Annotated in this window: 14 protein-coding genes, 1 tRNA gene and 1 pseudogene; 5 read left to right on the forward strand and 11 right to left on the reverse strand. The window is 61.0% G+C overall.

All coding sequences use genetic code 11. The features are described 5' to 3' along the window. Positions 1-29: 29 nt before the first annotated feature. From AC13EY_RS01765 to flhA, 7 genes are all read right to left on the reverse strand, one after another. Entirely contained in the window at positions 30-2,288 is a 2,259-nt protein-coding gene (locus AC13EY_RS01765) for a chemotaxis protein CheA (protein ID WP_482876103.1), read from the reverse strand. 155 nt (positions 2,289-2,443) lie between these two features. Next, on the reverse strand, positions 2,444-3,232 hold the full coding sequence (locus AC13EY_RS01770; protein ID WP_482876105.1) for a protein phosphatase CheZ: 789 nt from the start codon (positions 3,230-3,232) through the stop codon (positions 2,444-2,446). A 27-nt stretch (positions 3,233-3,259) separates the two neighbouring features. Continuing rightward, positions 3,260-3,637, reverse strand: coding sequence for a chemotaxis response regulator CheY (locus tag AC13EY_RS01775; protein ID WP_172409633.1), 378 nt, complete (start codon positions 3,635-3,637; stop codon positions 3,260-3,262). Positions 3,638-3,858: 221 nt separating this feature from the next. After that, positions 3,859-4,596 carry an RNA polymerase sigma factor FliA gene (locus tag AC13EY_RS01780; RefSeq protein ID WP_482876107.1) on the reverse strand — a complete coding sequence of 246 codons (738 nt, stop codon included), beginning with the start codon at positions 4,594-4,596 and terminating at the stop codon, positions 3,859-3,861. Beyond that, positions 4,593-5,420: a flagellar synthesis regulator FleN gene (gene fleN / locus AC13EY_RS01785; protein ID WP_088273659.1), complete on the reverse strand. Its 828-nt coding sequence runs from the start codon at positions 5,418-5,420 to the stop codon at positions 4,593-4,595. Before fleN ends, AC13EY_RS01780 begins: the two co-directional genes overlap by 4 nt. Positions 5,421-5,452: 32 nt before the next feature. Beyond that, a complete protein-coding gene (flhF, locus tag AC13EY_RS01790) occupies positions 5,453-6,820 on the reverse strand; it encodes a flagellar biosynthesis GTPase FlhF (RefSeq protein ID WP_482876109.1) in 1,368 nt (455 codons plus the stop codon). Between the two features lie 68 nt (positions 6,821-6,888). Further along, positions 6,889-9,015: a flagellar biosynthesis protein FlhA gene (flhA, locus tag AC13EY_RS01795; protein WP_088273657.1), complete on the reverse strand. Its 2,127-nt coding sequence runs from the start codon at positions 9,013-9,015 to the stop codon at positions 6,889-6,891. Positions 9,016-9,305: 290 nt separating this feature from the next. On the opposite strand from flhA, the gene AC13EY_RS01800 reads away from it, so the two are divergent. Together AC13EY_RS01800 and AC13EY_RS01805 are read left to right on the forward strand one after the other, a co-directional pair. Further along, a complete protein-coding gene (locus tag AC13EY_RS01800; protein ID WP_482876111.1) occupies positions 9,306-10,466 on the forward strand; it encodes a tetratricopeptide repeat protein in 1,161 nt (386 codons plus the stop codon). A gap of 17 nt (positions 10,467-10,483) precedes the next feature. Further along, complete coding sequence (locus tag AC13EY_RS01805) at positions 10,484-12,805, forward strand: EAL domain-containing protein (protein ID WP_228246168.1); 2,322 nt, start codon at positions 10,484-10,486, stop codon at positions 12,803-12,805. On the opposite strand, the gene AC13EY_RS01810 is transcribed toward AC13EY_RS01805, so the two are convergent. From AC13EY_RS01810 to AC13EY_RS01825, 4 genes are read right to left on the reverse strand one after another with little or no spacing between them, the layout of a single operon-like run. Beyond that, positions 12,802-13,239 carry a group I truncated hemoglobin gene (locus AC13EY_RS01810; RefSeq protein WP_228246169.1) on the reverse strand — a complete coding sequence of 146 codons (438 nt, stop codon included), beginning with the start codon at positions 13,237-13,239 and terminating at the stop codon, positions 12,802-12,804. The two genes, AC13EY_RS01805 and AC13EY_RS01810, sit on opposite strands and share 4 nt — an antisense overlap. Positions 13,240-13,246: 7 nt before the next feature. After that, a complete protein-coding gene (locus AC13EY_RS01815) occupies positions 13,247-14,104 on the reverse strand; it encodes a DUF3034 family protein (RefSeq protein ID WP_228246170.1) in 858 nt (285 codons plus the stop codon). A gap of 10 nt (positions 14,105-14,114) precedes the next feature. After that, positions 14,115-16,397 (reverse strand): putative bifunctional diguanylate cyclase/phosphodiesterase, encoded by a 2,283-nt coding sequence (locus AC13EY_RS01820; protein ID WP_482890391.1) that lies wholly within the window; start codon positions 16,395-16,397, stop codon positions 14,115-14,117. A 10-nt stretch (positions 16,398-16,407) separates the two neighbouring features. Further along, complete coding sequence (locus tag AC13EY_RS01825) at positions 16,408-17,079, reverse strand: methylamine utilization protein (protein ID WP_228246172.1); 672 nt, start codon at positions 17,077-17,079, stop codon at positions 16,408-16,410. Positions 17,080-17,253: 174 nt separating this feature from the next. On the opposite strand from AC13EY_RS01825, the gene AC13EY_RS01830 reads away from it, so the two are divergent. The 3 genes and pseudogenes from AC13EY_RS01830 to AC13EY_RS01840 all read left to right on the forward strand — a co-directional run. Further along, positions 17,254-18,252, forward strand: coding sequence for an LLM class flavin-dependent oxidoreductase (locus tag AC13EY_RS01830; RefSeq protein WP_228246173.1), 999 nt, complete (start codon positions 17,254-17,256; stop codon positions 18,250-18,252). Positions 18,253-18,295: 43 nt separating this feature from the next. Continuing rightward, positions 18,296-18,369 (forward strand) — tRNA-Gly (locus AC13EY_RS01835). Positions 18,370-18,553: 184 nt separating this feature from the next. Continuing rightward, a pseudogene (locus tag AC13EY_RS01840) lies at positions 18,554-18,700 on the forward strand (tyrosine-type recombinase/integrase); the annotation flags it as partial. Positions 18,701-18,833 lie beyond the last annotated feature (133 nt).

Raw genomic sequence — 18,833 nt, forward strand, 5'->3', positions numbered from 1 at the left:
GGGCGCTCGACGCGTCCCAAAGCAGGCTATCACATGCGTCGCGCATAACGCTTGAGCAGGCTCGGAATATCCAGAATCAGGGCGATACGACCGTCGCCGGTAATGGTTGCCCCAGCCATTCCGGCGGTACCTTGCAGCATACGCCCGAGCGGCTTGATGACAACCTCTTCCTGACCAACCAGCTGATCGACCACAAAGCCGACACGCTGGGTACCCACCGACACGATCACCACACTGGCCGCCGAATGATCGCTGGTATCTTCCACACCCGGCATCAGCCAGTGCTTGAGATAGAACAGCGGCAAGGCCTTCTCGCGCACGATGATCACCTCCTGACCGTCCACCACGTTGGTGCGGGACAGGTCGAGGCTGTAGATCTCGTTGACGCTGACCAGCGGCAGCGCGAACGCCTGGTCGGCCAGCATGACCATCAGGGTCGGCATGATGGCCAGGGTCAGAGGCACCTTGATTGCGATCCGCGAGCCCTGCCCCTTGGTCGACTCGATGCTGATCGTGCCGTTGAGCTGGGAGATCTTGGTCTTGACCACGTCCATGCCGACACCACGGCCGGATACGTCGGAGATTTCCGTTTTGGTCGAGAAGCCCGGCGCGAGGATCAGATTGAAGCATTCGGAGTCGCTGAGACGGTCCGCTGCGTCCTTGTCCATCATGCCTTTCTCGACCGCCTTGGCCCGCAGGATTTCAGGGTCCATGCCACGACCATCGTCGACGATGGTCAGCAGAATATGATCACCTTCCTGCTGCGCAGCCAGCACCACCTTGCCCGTCCGCGACTTGCCTGCGGCTTCGCGCTCGTCCGGCAATTCGATACCGTGGTCTACCGAGTTGCGCACCAGGTGCACCAGCGGATCGGCCAGCGCCTCAACCAGGTTCTTGTCCAGATCGGTCTCTTCACCAATCAGCTCAAGATTGATTTCCTTCTTGAGGTTGCGCGCCAAATCGCGAACAACCCGGGGGAACCGACCGAAGACCTTCTTGATCGGCTGCATGCGCGTTTTCATGACCGACATCTGCAGGTCGGCCGTGACCACATCCAGGTTGCCAACGGCCTTGCCCAGCTCTTCATCACCGCTGGCCAGACCCAGACGCACCAGGCGGTTACGCACCAGCACCAGCTCACCGACCATGTTCATGATTTCATCCAGCCGGGCGGTATCGACGCGCACTGTGGTGTCAGCCGCTGGCGCCTCGGCGGGCGCAGCCGACTTGGCCGGTGCCGGTGCGGGTGCTGCGGCCTTGGCCGCCGGCTTCGCTGCAGCCTTGGGCGCAGCGGGCGTTACCGGCTTGCTGGCAGCAGGTTGTGCAGCGGGCTTGGCAGCCTGGGACTGGTCGGCCTTGGCGTCAGCAATACCGGGTGCAGCACCCTTGCCGTGAAGCTGATCAAGCAGCGCTTCGAATTCGTCGTCAGTGATATGGTCATCGGAACTGTCGGCAGCCGACGTCTCCGGCGCAGCAGCAGGTGCTTCCTTGACACCGGGGGCAGCACCCTTGCCGTGCAACTGGTCAAGCAGCGCCTCAAATTCATCGTCGGTAATGTCGTCACCGTCAGACGCCGGCCTGGACGATTCAGCGGCTGCCGGCTTTTCTGCCGCAGCTGCCGGTGCCTTGCCCGGACCATGCAGTTCATCCAGCAGGGCCTCAAATTCGTCATCGGAGATCTCATCCGCGCCGGCGGCGGGCGCTGTCTGGGCAGCAGCAACAGAGGCTGCGGCAGCCGCACTGCCATCACCATGCAGGGCGTCAAGCAACTGCTCGAATTCATCGTCGGTGATGTCACCCTCGGCAGCGGCAGGTGCCGCAGCGTCAGCCGGACCAGCCTCGGGCTCCGGCTCAGGCGCTTCTGCAGCAGGCGGCTCGCTTGTTGCCTCATCCGCCGATGCGGGCTGAGCCAGAGCGGCCAACGCATCCAGCAGAGCAGGCGCAGCAGGAGTCGGTTCCTCGCTCTCTCGCACCTGGGCAAACATGCCATTGACCGTGTCCAGCGCCTGAAGAACGACGTCCATCAACTCGGGCGTGACGGTACGTTCGCCCTTGCGCAGAATATCGAATACGTTCTCGGCGATATGGCAGCAGGCAACAAGGGCATCCAGCTGAAGAAAGCCGGCCCCGCCCTTTACGGTGTGAAAGCCGCGGAAGATAGCGTTAAGCAGATCCATGTCGTCGGGCCGGTTTTCCAGCTCGACCAACTGTTCGGACAACTGCTCGAGAATCTCGCCGGCCTCGACCAGAAAGTCCTGGAGAATCTCTTCATCCGCATCGAAACTCATGCACCCACTCCCCTCGGGCGTGTTATCGGAAGGCCACGCAATGCCGCCTTGAATTTCCATCTCGGCGCTGCGCAGTCACTCAACGTTGCTGCCAGGCAGCGACCTTGAGCAGTCAGACCGGCCGCGCGCTCAGCGTGCGGCAGTTACAGCTGACATCAGAATCCCAGGCTGGAAAGGAGGTCATCAACCTCATCCTGACCGGAAACAACGTCTTCCCTTTTATCGGCATGAATTTGCGGACCTTCACCCCTGGAGGAGGATTTTTTTCCGTCCTCGGGAGATTCACCATGATTGATGCCGGTAATGCGGTCGACCTGTCCCGCCATTCGGACCAGGTTGACCAGGCTCTCTTCGACATCATGCACAAGCGTAGTCACACGCTTGATCACCTGGCCGGTCAGATCCTGATAGTCCTGAGCCAGCAGAATATCGTTCAGATTGGTGGACAGATCCTTGCTGGTCGATTCGGTCTGCTCAAGGAACTCGCCTACCCGGCGGTAGAGGTCGCGAAACTCGTCCGCCGCCATCTCCCGACGCTGCAGCCGCTGCCAGTCTGACTTGAGGGCGTTCGCCTGCTGCCCCAGATCAGCGACCTTGGGCACGCTGGCCTCGACCAGATCCATGGTCCGGTTGGCCGCCTTGTCGGTCAGCTGAACCACATAGTCCAGCCGGTCAGAGGCATCGGATATCTTGGAAGTATCGTTGTCACCACCCAGCGCGTGGGTCGTGTCGATCTGAAAATTGACGATGGCATTGTGCAACGCGCGGGTGAGCTGCCCCACCTCGTGATAAAGACCACGGTCGCGTGCCTGATTGATGGCATGAATGACCAGCAACGCTTCACCGAAGTTGCCGCTCTCAAGGTGACCAACCAGCTGGTGCGCATTGTCCTTCAGCGAATGCTCGAATTCCTGAGCGGTCGCCTGGCCGGGATCCTTACTCAAAGCCATAACCTGTACCCCGGTTGATTATTATTTAGCCTGAACTCGCTCAAAGATTTTTTCGATCTTTTCTTTCAAGGCCTGAGCCGTAAACGGCTTGACCACATAGCCATTGACGCCCGCCTGCGCGGCTTCAATGATCTGATCTCGCTTGGCCTCGGCCGTTACCATCAGCACCGGCAGGTGCTTGAGCCGCTCGTCGGCCCGCACAGCGCGTAACAGGTCAATGCCGCTCATGCCGGGCATGTTCCAGTCAGTCACCAGAAAATCGAAACTGCCGCTCTGCAGCATCGGCAACGCGGTGTTGCCGTCATCGGCTTCGGCTGTGTTGGTAAACCCAAGGTCGCGCAACAGGTTCTTGATGATGCGCCTCATCGTCGAAAAATCATCAACGATGAGAATTTTCATATTCTTGTCCAAGTCGACCTCCGTACAAACCAGGGAATGTGCAGGCCTGCACCCCAAAAACCCATCGCAAATAACCAATCAAGCCGCAAAAGAAGCTCTGATCAATCAGCTGGAAGCCAGCAGGCTGATCGGATGCACCCTCGAAAACGCCACCTGGACGTCCGGCCCGAAGCCACTACCTGTCGAGCAATCCGAGCATTGTCCGGATGTTGACGACAAAATCAATCATTTCGCCAGCTCATCAGCTTCGAGCGCAACCTAGCAGCACATTGACTGTGCAACTGACTGACCCTGGATTCACTGACACCCAGCACGGCGCCGATCTCCTTGAGGTTAAGCTCCTCATCGTAATAAAGCGACAGCAGCAGTCGCTCGCGCTCGGGCAACGTGTCGATTGCCGCGATCAAAGCCGCTCTGAAACGCTCATCCTGCAGCCCGGACGCCGGTTCCTCGCCGCCCTGCACATCTGCCGGCGCACCCGACTCAAGCAGATCATCAAAGCTGAACAACTTGCTGCCGGCGGTATCACTGAGAATCGTATAGTACTCTTCCAGGCTCATCTCCAGCTCGGCGGCAACTTCGTGATCCTTGGCGTCACGCCCGAGCCGCGCCTCGACCGCGCGCATCGCATCACTGACCATCCGCGTATTGCGGTGTACCGAGCGTGGCGCCCAGTCGCCCTTGCGCACCTCGTCCAGCATCGCACCGCGAATGCGGATGCCGGCATAGGTTTCGAAACAGGCGCCCTTGCCGAAGTCGAAATTGCGGGAGGCTTCCAGCAGCCCGATCATACCGGCTTGCATTAGATCCTCCACCTGCACACTGGACGGCAGCCGCCCCAGCAGGTGGTAGGCAATTCGCTTTACCAGCGGCGCATACTGCTCGACGAGTCGATCCTGCTCACCGCGAGAACTCTGTGCTCGTGTATACATGCTCAATCCGCCAGCCTGTGCTGTCATAGGCCAGACCCAGTCGGTTGCACCAGACGTTCGACGAAGAACTCCAGGTGTCCTCGCGGGTTGGCCGGCAGCGGCCAGGCATCAACTTTCTGTGCAATGGCGCGAATTGCCAGCGAGGCCTTGCTGCGCGGAAAAGCTTCAAACACCGCGCGCTGCTTTTGCACTGACTTGCGCACCGCCTCATCAAACGGAACGGCTCCGACATACTGAAGTGCAACGTCAAGAAATCGATCCGTCACCTTGGCGAGCTTAGCAAACACCATGCGGCCCTCCTGCGGCGTGCCGACCATATTCGCCAGCACGCGGAATCGGGTCATCCCGTAATCACGGTTGAGCAGCTTGATCAGGGCGTAGGCATCGGTAATCGACGTTGGCTCGTCACATACCACGACGAGCACCTCCTGCGCCGCCCGCACGAAGCTGACTACCGAATCACCAATGCCGGCCGCCGTATCGACGATCAGCACGTCGATATTGTCACCGATCTCGCTGAACGCCTGAATCAGGCCGGCATGCTGCTGGTGGTTGAGGCTCACCATGTTGGCGGCCCCCGAGGCGGCCGGCACAATACGAACGCCGCCGGGGCCGGTGACCAGAACGTCACGCAGATCGCACTTGCCCTCCAGCACGTCGGCCAGCGTTGCCTTTGGCTTGAGCCCCAGCAGCACGTCAACGTTGGCGAGACCAAGGTCAGCGTCGAGCAGCACAACGCGCCGTCCCATCTCCGCCAGAGCAAGGCTGAGATTCACCGACACGTTGGTCTTGCCGATGCCACCCTTGCCCCCGGTGACCGCGATTACCTGAACCGGATGTTTGCTGCCCATCTGCGCTGATTACCTTAATCCTGTGAAATTGCTTAACTGGCCCGCTGGCTGTTCATCATACCGGCAAATACGTCGGCCATGGTCTGATCTGCCGGCGCATCATTACCAGCCATACTAACTGCACGACTCACCAGCTGATGCCCAACGGCACGACTGATATCGTCGGGAATGCGCTGGCCATCTGCCAGATAGGCTACCGGCAAACCCTGCTCCATCGCCAGCCCCAGCGACTCACCGAGCGTTGCGGCCTCGTCCACTTTCGTCAGAATGCAGCCCGACAGACCGCACACCTTGTAAGTATGGTAGGCCGCTTTCATGACTCGGTGCTGGCTGGTCGCCGGCAGCACCAGCAGATTGCGTACCCGACGCCCCTGACTGGCCAGGGTGTCGAGCTGGCCGCGCAGGTAGGGATCGTTGGCCTGCAGACCGGCGGTATCAATCAGAACCAGGCGCTTGCCGGCGAAATCGGCCAGCACGTCATTGAGATCCTGCTGTTCATCTACCACCTTGACCGGCACATTGAGAATGCGGCCCAGGGTGCGCAACTGTTCGTGCGCGCCGATACGATAGGTATCCATGGTGACCAGAGCAACGTGCTGACTGCCGTGCTTGAGCACGTAACGCGCAGCGAGCTTGCCCAGCGTAGTCGTTTTGCCGGCACCGGTGGGGCCGACTAGCGCGATCACGCCGCCGGCATCGAGCGGCTCTTCGCGCAGCACCGGCACACGATGCGCCAGATAGGCCAGCAGCATGCGCCAGGCCTGACGTGGATCACTCACGTCAGAAACCTGACGCAGCAGATCCTGACTGACCTCGGCCGGCAAGCCCATCTGGGTCAGACGGCGCCAGAGACCGGCCTGTTTCGGCTTGTGCTGATTGAGCTGCCCCCAGGCCAGCCCCCCCAGCTGAGACTCCAGCATTTCCCGCAGCCCGGCCAGTTCGGCGCGCATGGCGCTGAGGCTGGCATCTTCAACGGCCGCTGCCGCCGGCGAGCGCTCCGCAGCAGGCCGGCTGGCTGCAGCCGGCGCCGCCGGCTCAACCGGCTCCTGAATCAGCCGATCCAGCAGATCACGGGCCTCCACAGAACCCTGGCGAGCCGCGTGGCGCATGCTGTCACCAAACAGCTGACGATTGACCAGCGGCTGATCGTGGGAGGCCATCTCGCCCACCTCCAGCTCGGCGCGCGCGGCAACGATGCGCTCCTGGGTCTTTTTCAATTCAGCATCCAGACCCGGTGTCGGTGCCGTCAGACGGGGCGCCTCGTAGTCCAGCGCAGCGGTCAGCTCAACGCCACCGGCCACCCGGCGATTGGCGATGATCGACGCATCAGCGCCCAGCTCATCGCGAACCAGCTTCATCGCCTGGCGCATGTCTGCGGCAAAGAAACGTTTGACTTTCATGGCTGACCTCGTCGCTTTTCTGGCACCGCCCGCTGGCGGTTGCTGTCATTCATTCAGAGTGCTGCAGTTCAGTTCTGGCCAACCGTCGCAATGATGGTGACCTGCTTGCTGTCCGGAATTTCCTGGTAGGACAGTACATGGGCGCCCGGGGCTGCGTAGCGTACAAACTTGGCCATCATCATTCGGATCGGCCCCGCTACCAGCAGTACTGCCGGCTTGCCCTGCACTTCCTGCCGTTGCACGGCATCAGACAGTGAGCGCTGCAGCTTCTCGGCCATGCCAGGCTCCAGCAACATACCGTCGTCGGCGCCCTGACCGGCCTTCTGCATACTCTGTAGCAACATCTGTTCCAACCTTGGCTCCAGCGTGATCACAGGCAGCTGAGAGTCAAGCCCCACAATGCTTTGCACGATTGAGCGCGACAACGCGACACGCACAGCGCCGATCAGCGCGCCGGTATCTTGACTCTTGTTCGAGTTGTTGGCGATGGCCTCGGCGATGGTCCTGATGTCACGAACCGGCACCTGTTCCTGCAGCAGCCCCTGCAGCACCTTGAGCAGGTTGGACAGGGAGATCAGCCCCGGCACCAGCTCCTCGGCCAGCTTCGGCGAGGCCTTGGCCAGCACCTGCATGAGCTGCTGCACTTCCTCGTGACCAATCAGCTCGTGGGCGTGCTTGTAGAGAATCTGGTTGATATGGGTGGCAACCACGGTGCTGGCGTCAACCACGGTATAGCCGAGTGACTGCGCCTGATCCTTCTGGTTAGGCTCAATCCAGACTGCGTCCAGACCAAACGCCGGATCCTTGCCGGGCACACCCTTGATCTCGCCAAAAACCTGACCCGGGTTGATCGCCAGCTCACGGTCGGGGTAAATCTCGGCCTCGGCCACACCCACGCCCATGAGCGTCAGGCGGTAGGCATTGGGCGCCAGATCGAGGTTGTCGCGGATATGTACCGAAGGCATCAGAAAGCCCAGATCCTGCGAAAGTTTCTTGCGAACGCCCTTGATCCGCGCCAGCAGTTGCCCACCCTGATTGCGATCAACCAGCGGGATGAGCCGATAACCGACTTCAAGCCCGACCATGTCAACCGGGGTCACATCATCCCAGCCAAGCTCACGGGCCTCCGGCGCCTGAACGGCCGGCAGCTGGGCCTGCTGACGCTCTTCCTGCACCTTTTCCTCCTCCTTGGCCTGCTGACGCTTGGCGATGAGGTAGGCGCCCGCCGCCGCAATCGCACCGAGACTGAGAAAAGAGAAGTGCGGCATACCAGGGATAAGCCCCATGACGATCAGGATGGCCGCAGCCACCGCCAGCGCCTTGGGTGAAGCAAACATTTGACGCTGAACCTGCGCCCCCATGTCTTCCGAGGAGGAAACCCGGGTCACCATGATCGCCGCAGCAGTCGAAAGCAGCAGCGACGGGATCTGGGCAACCAGGCCATCACCGATGGTCAGCAGCACATAGATGCGACCGGCCTCGGCAAACGGCAGCCCGTGCTGCGCCATGCCGATAGCCAGACCACCAATCACGTTGATGAACAGAATCAGCAGGCCGGCGACGGCGTCACCGCGCACGAATTTGCTGGCACCGTCCATGGAACCGTAGAACTCGGCCTCCTGGGCCACTTCCTGACGACGCGCCTTGGCCTGATCCTGATCGATCAGACCGGAGTTGAGATCGGCATCGATTGCCATCTGCTTGCCCGGCATGGCATCCAGGGTAAAGCGCGCACTCACCTCGGAAATTCGGCCTGCGCCCTTGGTGACAACCACGAAGTTGATGATCATCAGGATCGCGAACACCACCAGACCAACGACGTAGTTACCGCCAATCACCACCTCACCGAAGGCCTGGATTACCTTACCGGCCGCATCCCCACCCTCGTGGCCATACAGCAGCACTACACGGGTCGAGGCCACGTTGAGCGCCAGACGCAATAAGGTCGAGACCAGCAAGATGGTCGGGAAAACGGCAAAATCCAGCGGCCGCAGCGCGTAGGCGCACACCAGCAATACGACCAGCGACAACGCAATATTGAAGGTAAACAGTACGTCGAGCAGAAATGGCGGGATCGGCAGCATCATCATGCCGAGCATCACCAGCAGCAGAATCGGGATACCCAGACTGCCGTGGCGCAAGCCGGCCAGATTGGTCCGCATATTTCCCATCAGTTGCGCGCGATCGACAGCCATTGGCGAAAAAGTCCCCAGATCAAATATTTGACGCAGATTGCGTTGTACCCGGGACTACGCAAGAAGCGTTCCACTTTAGCAACCCGCAGGCCCGGCACAGGTCTACCAATGGCTGTTCGCCTGTACTCGAGTTCTGCTTCGTCCCGGCAAACCTTCTGATAAACTGCCTGACGCTGTAACGGCAAAGGATGGCCAGATGACTGACCCGGCAGATTCGTCAGCACCGAACACTGCCATCCACTGCCACTACAGCCCGATACTCGCCGGCTGGTCGCAACCCGAGAGGTATCATGCGCGCGCCTATCGCTCTGCTACTTGGACTGAGCATCGCCCTCAGCGGATGCCAAACCCTGTCTGAACCCGACAGCCTGCTGAGCCGTTCCGGTGAAATAATCAGAACCCAGAGCCAACGCCTGGCCGACCTGGCCTCCAGACTGACCAGCGACCCGGCTGCCCGGCAGCGTCATGCCGACGTCGAAGCGCTGTTCGCGCAACCGTACATCGATCCCCTCACCCGCTACCTGAACGCCCACGCCGACGATCCGGTCTACTCAGACTACATTCCACTGGTCGAAGAAGAACGAGACAGCCGCTGCGAGGCCATCGGCCAACGCTACGCCGCCGAGCAACCGACCCGCGACAACTTGCGGAGACTGCGTGCCGGCTATCAGTTTTCCTGCCCAAACCAGGTGGACGCGTTTGCATCCCGGGTACCGCAGCCCGCAAGCACACCGTCCAGAAGCAGCCCAACCACGGACCAGCAGGAAACCTGCTACCTGCTGTTTGCCATCCGCAACTACAGCCAGGCTGGCAATGCCTGCCGCGGCGCAGCCGAGGCAGGCGACGCCAAGGCCCAGCATCACCTGGCAAGTATTGCCGACAGCACCGGGCAAGGCGACACGGCACTGCGCTGGGCCCGCGACTCTGCCGAACAGGGCAATACTGCGGGCCAGCTGCTGCTGGCTGATCTACTGCAGCGGCAAAACAGCAGCGAAGCCGACAGGGACGCCTTCAGCTGGTTGAAAAAGGCAGCCGACAGCGGCCAACCCGAAGCCCGCTATCAGTTGGCCCGGGCGTATCTGAACGGAACCGGAACCGCCATCAGCCCGGACAAGGCCGAGGATCAACTGCGCCGGGCCGCCCTGGCTGAGCACATACCTTCAATACTTCAGCTGGCTCGCAACCACCCAGACACCGCGTCTGCCCGCCGCTGGCTAACCGAGGCTGCAGAGCTTGGGTCAGCCGAAGCGCAATACCGTCTGGGGCTTGATTACATGCAGGGTAATGGCGGCCCGCAAGATCTGGAGCAGGCATACTTCTGGCTAAGTCTGGCGCTGGTGAACGGAGAGTCCCGCGGCCGACGCTACGTCGAACAGCTCTCTGGCCAACTCAGCAACGACCAGCTGACCAGTGCGCGCAGCGCCCTGCAACAGCGTATCAACAGCCGCTAAGGCAGAGGGTGACAGGGATGCTGCCAGTCAAACGCGCAATCATGGTTCTGCTCAGCCTGCTGGTCGGCCTGTTCCTGCTCGGCAGCTGGTTGATCGCCAGCCTGAATCTGGAGTTCGCCGAGAATGCGATGGGTACGCTGCGCGAACGCCAGATTACCGACACCTTTTATGCCAACCTTGATCGCATCAATGCCCATCACCGACTGATGGAGCAGAGCACCCGCGGCCTGGCCCGAGCCGGCGGACTGCTGCTGCGCAACCCTGCCGATCCGGCGACGCAGGCAGATACCCTTCGCAACGCCCTGCAGGATTTTCCCGACAGCTACGGCAGCAGCCTTTGGTACAGCGAGCCCGGACGCCCGGCCCACTATGCCTACCGCCAGGGACAGGGCATACAGGTCGAGCCGGTCAGTGCCGACGAACAGCAGCGTCTCACCACCTGGTTTCAGCGTCTGCGCGGGCTGCAGCCACCCATCGAGCCAGCACAGCAATGGACCGCGGCGTATTACAAAAGCAGTATCAACGCGGTGGTGATCAGCCATGCCACACTGATACGTGATGCGCAGGGACGCCCTCTTGGTCTGGCCATGACCGACTGGCTGGCCGATGACATCATCCGCACTGTCAGCCGGGTCGAAGTGACGCCCGGCACCTTTGCCTTTTTGCTGGACCACGACAACCGCAACCTTTCCAGCCTGTCTGACGCCGCCGACGTCGATCGCGCCCAGCGGATGATCGACAGCGTGACTGCGCTGCAGCTTCATCAGAGACTGCAGGACCAGCCGCTTCCGATTATCAGTTCAAGACAACTGGCATCGCCGATGCAGCAACTCAGACATCAGGTAGACAAGCAGGACTACAGCCTGTTTTACTCACCAACCCGTGCCGGCATGATCTTCGGCATCGGTGTTCCGCAAGCCGAGATCGATGCGGTACTGACGCCGATGCGTGACAGCAGCACCCGCATTCAGCTGCTGGCGGGCACGGTCATGCTGATCATTTCCGCGCTGATTCTATATCTGGTGGCCGGCACCCTGCGCCAGCTGCGCAACCTGTACACCGACCCCCTAACCCATCTGCCCAACCGCGAACGGCTGCTGGCTGATCTCAAGAAAACCCACACCGCGAGCCTGCTGCTGCTCAATCTGGATGCCTTCAAGGAAATCAACGATTTCTACGGCCACCAGTGCGGCGATCACGTTATCGCAACGCTGGCCGAGGCGCTGCAGCAGCACCTGAATGAACGCGCAGACTGGCGCGGCAGCCGGCTGTACCGGATGCCGGCCGACGAGCTGGCCATCTGGCTACCAGGCCATCACAGCCAGGAACAGCTAACCCCTGCCCTGACGCGGCTGCTCGGCTTCATCAGCAATCTGGAGATTCGCTGGCAAGAGCAGGATATCCCGCTCCACGCCAGTATTGGCGTGGCGTGCTGCAACCAGCGCGAAGCGCAGGACCTGAGCGGCGAGCAGTTGCTACCGGCAGCCAACATCGCACTCGAGCTGGCGCGCGCCGGCAACGAGAGCTTCGTGTTTTACGACGCCAGCCGGGGCGTGCGCGAAGGATACGAACAGAACCTGATTGGCGCCAACCGGCTGCGTGCAGCGCTGGAGGAACAGCGCATCGTAGCCTTCTTCCAGCCGATCATGGACGTCACCAGCCAGCGTATTGAAAAGTACGAATGCCTGGTGCGAATGATCGACGAGCAGGGTGAACCGGTCAGCCCGATCCATTTTCTTGAGCTGGCGAAGAAAGTGCGCCTGTATCGCGCGATTACCCGTTGCATGATCGACAGCGCAATCGCCCGTTTCGCTGATCAGCGCCACAGTTTCTCGATCAACCTCTCCTGCGAAGACCTGCTTGATCCGGAGCTGGCCGACTACATCATCTCGACGGTAGAGAGCCACGCTGTCGGACAGCGCGTCATCTTTGAAATTCTCGAATCGGAAGGTATCGAAAACTACGCTGCCGTACGTCAGTTCATCGACCGCGCCAAGGCTCTGGGCTGCCTCATTGCCATTGATGACTTCGGCACCGGCTATTCAAACTTCGAACACCTGCTCAGACTCAACGTCGACCTGATCAAGATCGACGGCAGCCTGATCCGCCAGCTCGACGAGAACCCCACCGCACTGACCCTGTGCCGCGGCATCGTCCAGTTCGCACAGGAGCTCGGCCTGCAGACCGTTGCCGAGTTTGTTCACAGCCCAGCCGTCCTCAAACAGGTTAAGGCCCTGGGTATCGACTTCGCCCAGGGCGCTGCCATCGGCATGCCATCGGCCAGCCTGATCACCGAGATCAGCGTGCTGGATGCCGACGAGCCGGGCACCCGCAGCTAGCGGTAAATGATATCCGCGCGCATTGGTGCAAGACGCTGCAGCAGGCGATTCTGCACGGTGACGGGCAACCGCTCGGCCTCCATCGCCGCAATCAGATCTTCAACCAGCGCATTGAAGTCAGCTTCGGTGAGGTCAAACCCGGCGTGCACGTCGGCCATGCTGTCACCGGTATACTCGCAGGGGCCTCCCGCCTCGACACAGAACTGCTCCTGCAGTTTTTCCTGCAAGCGGGCAATATCGGTGTCGGCGAAGTGGTGGGCGATACGCACGTCATCGGCGATGCGATACAGCAACGCCTCGACCACACGATTGATACCTGCCTGCTCTCCAAGGGCCTGATACAGACTGTCATTCTCCGGAGGCTGAGAGGCACATCCGGCCATGCCGATCAGCACCAGCGCAGCGCAGGCCGTTGCACGTAATTCTCTGTACATGATGACCTCAGTAGCTCAACTGCATGGAAAGGAAGAGGCCGCGCTGGCCTTCCAGCGTGGCAATCTCGCCCAGATCGGCCCAGGCCGCAGCGAGCGCCAGACGCTTGCTCGGAAAATAGCCGACAAACACATCCTGCCAATCGCTCTCCCCGGCAAACGACAGGTTGTCCGGCTTCTCGCGGTACTCAACCCCCACCACCCAGCGAGGGCTAAGCAGCAGCGCCACACTCCCCTCCTTGAGCAGTGAGCGGCTGTCGCGGCGATCACCACCAAAGCCCAGCAGACCGGTTTCATTGGCGCGCGAGTAGCGCAGCGTGCCGTTGACCAGCAGGTTGTAGCCGCCGACTGCACCCAAAAACAGCCGGGACCCCGCCAGATAGAAATCGGTATCCGAATCTCGCTGGGCGCCGACCAGTGACGGGATCAGGAAATTGGTCTGGCGCTTGTACTGCGCGCCCACGACAACCTGTGGCAAGCGGTCATATACCAGATCCCCAAACAGCCGCAGCTTCACGCCGAAGACGTCCTGATTCAGGCTTTTGTGCGGCAGGCCCGCCGCCTTGGTCAGCGCATCCATGTCCAGCCGCTGGCGCGCCACCGACAGCTCCACCCGGTTGTTGAATGCCAGCGACGCGCCAAACGCGTCGAGCCGATAGTCACCCGTGTCGACGCGGGTGGCAAAGGCATCGCCGCCCCACTCGTCCCGGGTACCGTAGCCAGACAGCACAGCCCACGGCACGATGCCGCCGCCGGCCGAGCCTTCGATATTGGTCACCCCTCCGGTCGCCAGCAGGCGCCCGCCGGTATCAGCACAGGCACTCCCCGCCAGACACAGCAAAATCCCACACAAAGCAGTTTTGTTCATGGCAGCCTATCTAAACGAACGTTCCTCGCGTCTCCGCCATCCAGCGCTCAAGATCAGCGGCCGGCAGCGGACGACTTATGAAGTAACCCTGCGCCACATCGCAGTGACGCTCCTTGAGCCAACTGAGCGAGCGTGCATTCTCAATACCTTCAGCAATGACTTTCAGGCCCATGTTGTGGGCCAGCTCGATGGTCGATTTGACGATGACCGCATCATCGCTGTTGTCGGCCAACTGGAGCACAAACGACTTGTCAATTTTCAGATCCTGAACCGGCAGGCTCTTGAGCGTGGCAAGCGACGAGTAGCCCGTGCCATAGTCATCCACCGCCAGCGCGATTCCCAGCTCGCGCAGGGCCAGCAGGCTATCCAGACTGCGCTGCGGGTCGCGCATGACCGCGCTTTCAGTCACTTCCAGTGAGAGGTAGTCCGGGCTGATTTGCTGGGCGCGCAGCATCCGCTCCATACGCTGCGGAAACGCTTGGTCATCAAGGTCGCGGGCAGAAATATTCATGGCTACCTGCAGATGGATACCGCGATCAATCCAGCTGCGCAGCTGCGACAACACCGCGGCCATCATCCACTGCGTCAGCATGCCGATACTGCCCGTCTGCTCGGCGAGGGTAATGAACTCATCAGGCCCGATCACGCCGAGTTCACTGTGCTTCCAACGCATCAGCGCCTCAACCTGCCGCACTTCCCCGGACGCCAGATCCAGCTTCGGCTGGAACACCACACTCAACTCCCGGTACTGCGGTGCGTAGCGCAGGTCCCGCGCCAGACGAATACGCCGTTGATAGGCCTGATCACGCTGCGCCTGATAAACCGCAATACGATCCGCCCCCGGAGCAGCATCGTTCAGCGCAATGCTGACTTGCCGCAGCAGTTCCTGCGGATCACGGCCATGCAGCGGCCAGGCCACCAGTCCAGCCAGCCACTGCGAGCTGAGCTTGATATCCTGAACCTGCATTTTCTCCCCGAGCCGCGCCAGCAGCCCGTCGATGAGCACGACGGCCTCCTCCAGCTCATAGCCCTTGAGCAGCAACAGAAAACCGCTCCCCGGTTGCCATGCCAGCAGGGCGTTGGGCGGCAGAACGCCTTCCACGCTGGCGACGGACTGACGTATCAGCGCATCCAGAAACTCCTGGCCGCGCGCCTTCAGCAACAGGTCCGCCGTGAGCAGGTTGCACTGCGCCAGAACCCCACCCGCGCCACTGGCGATGGCATCGTCGAGCTGGCTGCGAACTACCCCGATGTTCGGCAACCCGGTCAGCGGGTCGTGCAGAGCGTTGTGCATGATCAGGTCTTCGCGCTCGGCGATGCCCGATCGCATAGCGTCAATGCGCTCAGCCAGTAAGCCAAGCTCATCGTTACGCTCAAGCCTGACCTGCCCGGTATAGTCGCCGCGGCCGATCCGTGTAGCGGCTTCAGCCAGCAAAGCAACCGGCCGAGCGAGACTGCCCGACAGATGTACCGCCAGCAGCGAAGACGCCAGTAGCGCGATCAGAGTGATGATCAGCAGCTCGCGCTTGAGCAAATCGAAGCTGGCAAGAGTTTCGGCCATTGGGCTGGCCAACTGCGCCGATACCCGGTAATCGGCCTGATCCAGCAGCGCAATGACCGTCGTCAGATAGCCTTCGGACTCCTGCATTTGCCCGCCGCTCTCTGCATCCATCTCGAGCACGCTGCTGGTCATCGTCGAATAGCTGCTCATCACCGCGTCATCGTGACTGCTGACAAACCGAATCTCCAGCCCCGTCAGCTTTTGCAGTTCGTGCGCCAGCGCCTCGTCCAGACTGAACGCCATCGCCACCTGCCCCAGCGTCACCGGCGCGCGCACCACCGCCTCCACCAGCAGGTAGGGACGGTCATCAATAATGGCGATCATGGCCTGATCGGAAAAGCGTTGCAGTGCCTGCACATCAACCGGCGCGGCAATGCCATCCTTGACCGAAGCGATGCGCATCACACCCTGCGCGTCGAACAGCATTGCCTGATCAGCGCCAATGCGCCGGACCTGATTCAACAGCGCCGAACGAATGGTCGGCAGATCGCCGGTGGCGACCGCCTGCCGGAAGCCAAAATCCGCCACCAGAATTTCAGTGGCGCTGGTCAGCTCACGGGCACGCGCCTCCAGCAAATTGCTGAAAACGTTGCTGCCGACCTGCAGGTGCTGTTGCGCCTGACGCTTGGCGGAGACGTCGGTAGCCGTATAGACCACCAGAAACACCGCACCCAGAACCAGCGCCAGCAGGCCGACGGAGGTAAGGATCAAGCGCGTCCGCAGATAACGCATACGCATGCCGTTATTGCAACGACTTGAAACGCTGTTGCAGGGGAGACAGCGCTGGAGCAGGAGCCTCAACCGTTGCGGAAATCGGCAGACTCAGCGTCTGGTCGGGCTGGTTCAGGTCCAGCTCACCCAGCGCCACGGGGGCCTGTTGAAACTGATCAGGGTGCCACCATGAAACCGGCCATTTACCCTCGGGCAAGTCTGGCAGCACCACCTGCCCCGCCGCATCGCTGACAGCAAAGCGCGGGTGCTCGGTCACCAGTATGTAGCCCACCATGGCGTCGTGAATATTGCAGCCCAGAACCACTACGCCAGGCCGTTCAAAGGTCACCGGTGGCGCCTCTTCGCCCTTGAACAGGCGCAGCTCGAAGGGTTTGGCTTCGGAGAAGGAGTAAACGTGATGCCGCACATCATCACTGTTGGGGAAATCAACCTGAGCACCAACCGGCACCACCAGCGTATGGGGCACGAATTGACGGTCAATCTGGTCCATCACATAGCTGTCTTCGGCACGCGGCGGCACCCCTTCAACCAGCAATACCGCGTTGGCCAACGGCAGGCCGTCGGCGTCGGTCACCCGTATTTGCGCCGCCATGGTGTGACAGGCCCAACCGAACTGCCCGGACAGCAGCAGCGCAAGTAATCCGAAACGACGTACGCCGCGCGCTGTGAGACGATTCTGCATGGTACTTCTTCCCCCCAAAAAGAGACGCCCCCAAAGTGCGACGTACCACCCGTGGCCGGCGCACCCCCTGCTCGCACGGCAACCCGTTGCAATACGGATTGACGCTTCACAGTGTCGCCCTTTGCCAAACGACGCTAGCATAGCCTGATTGCAAACTGATGTGCAGGAGCGAAAATGCCTAACTCGACCATCCCCCTCTCCGTGCTGGACCTGTGTTCCATCGCAGAAGGGGGCACCGCCGCCGATGCGTTACACAACGCTCAGGCGATGGCACGGCATTGTGAAGCGCTTGGCTACCAGCGCTACTGGGTCGCAGAGCACCACAACATGACCGGCATCGCCAGCGCGGCCACTTCGGTCGTCATGGGGTATCTGGCGGGCAGCACTCAACGCATTCGTATCGGCTCCGGCGGCATCATGCTGCCGAACCACGCACCACTGCAGATCGCCGAGCAGTTCGGCACCCTGGAATCCCTGTATCCCGGTCGCATCGACCTTGGCCTCGGCCGCGCCCCCGGCACCGATCCGGCCACCGCGAATGCACTGCGCCGCGGCCGCACCGACGGCGAAGACTTTCCGCAAATGCTCGAAGAGTTGCGCCGTCTGTTTGCCCCGATTGAGCCCGGGCAGCGCCTGCGTGCCGTGCCGGGCAACGGCTTGAACATTCCGATCTGGCTGCTCGGCTCCAGCACCTTCAGCGCCCAGCTGGCCGGCCGCCTCGGCCTGCCCTTTGCCTTTGCCGGACAGTTCTCTCCGGATTACCTGTTCAGCGCCCTGCGGCTGTACCGCGAAAGCTTCCGCCCGAGCGATGAATACAGCGAGCCCTACGCCATGCTCGGCATCAACGCCTATGTCGCGGACGACCGCGAGCAGGCCCATTACCTGGCCAGTTCCCATCAGCAGGCGTTTCTCAACCTGATCCGCGGTACACCGGGACAGCTGCCACCGCCGACCCGGGATATGGAATCACTCTGGCAACCGCATGAACGCCATCAGGTGATGTCGACGCTCGCTGGCAGTCTCATTGGCGACCTGCAGAGCGTGACCGGCCAGCTGTCCGATTTGCTGGAGCGAACAGGCGCCAATGAACTGATCGTGAACAGCCCGATTTTTGACCAGAATGCACGAAAGCACAGCTACCAACTGCTGATGCAGGCCAGCCAGCAACTCTGAGCCCCTTCCCTGATGCAGGCGACTCTGGTAAAAAGACGCCTGCGCGGGTGTAGTTCAATGGTAGAACGGCAGCTTCCCAAGCTGCATACGAGGGTTCGATTCCCTTCACCCGCTCCAATCATGATTTCCGCCGACGCCCCCACATACAGCAAAACACCCACGCATCAGCCTACGCAAAGGCCTCTAGGCATTTTTCCGCACACAAACTTGCTTCCATACACCCCACTACACCGAAGCACACCCAACACAATTTCTTATACCGTGTATTATATCGGCACGTAACCCGAACTCAGGTATAAGAATGAAACGTGCCGACATCAAGAAACGTCCCATGACCGCGACAACGCTGGATAGTCTTGAGCCGGAGGAGAAGGCATACAACGAACTGGATGAACCCAATCCGTGTGGCGCGCTTTATTTTTCAGTCAAACCAAGCGGCTCTAACAGCCTGTTGAAATTCGCCTACGGTCTGTCTGACTTTGCCGTGTAAGGTTTACGATATCGGCTCCAATCTGCCGGGAACCCCGATTTCCATGCGTGGCGCCGATATCACTCAGGAATCCTTGTTCACTGTCGCCAAG

The organism is Halopseudomonas sp. L-58 (assembly GCF_056859475.1).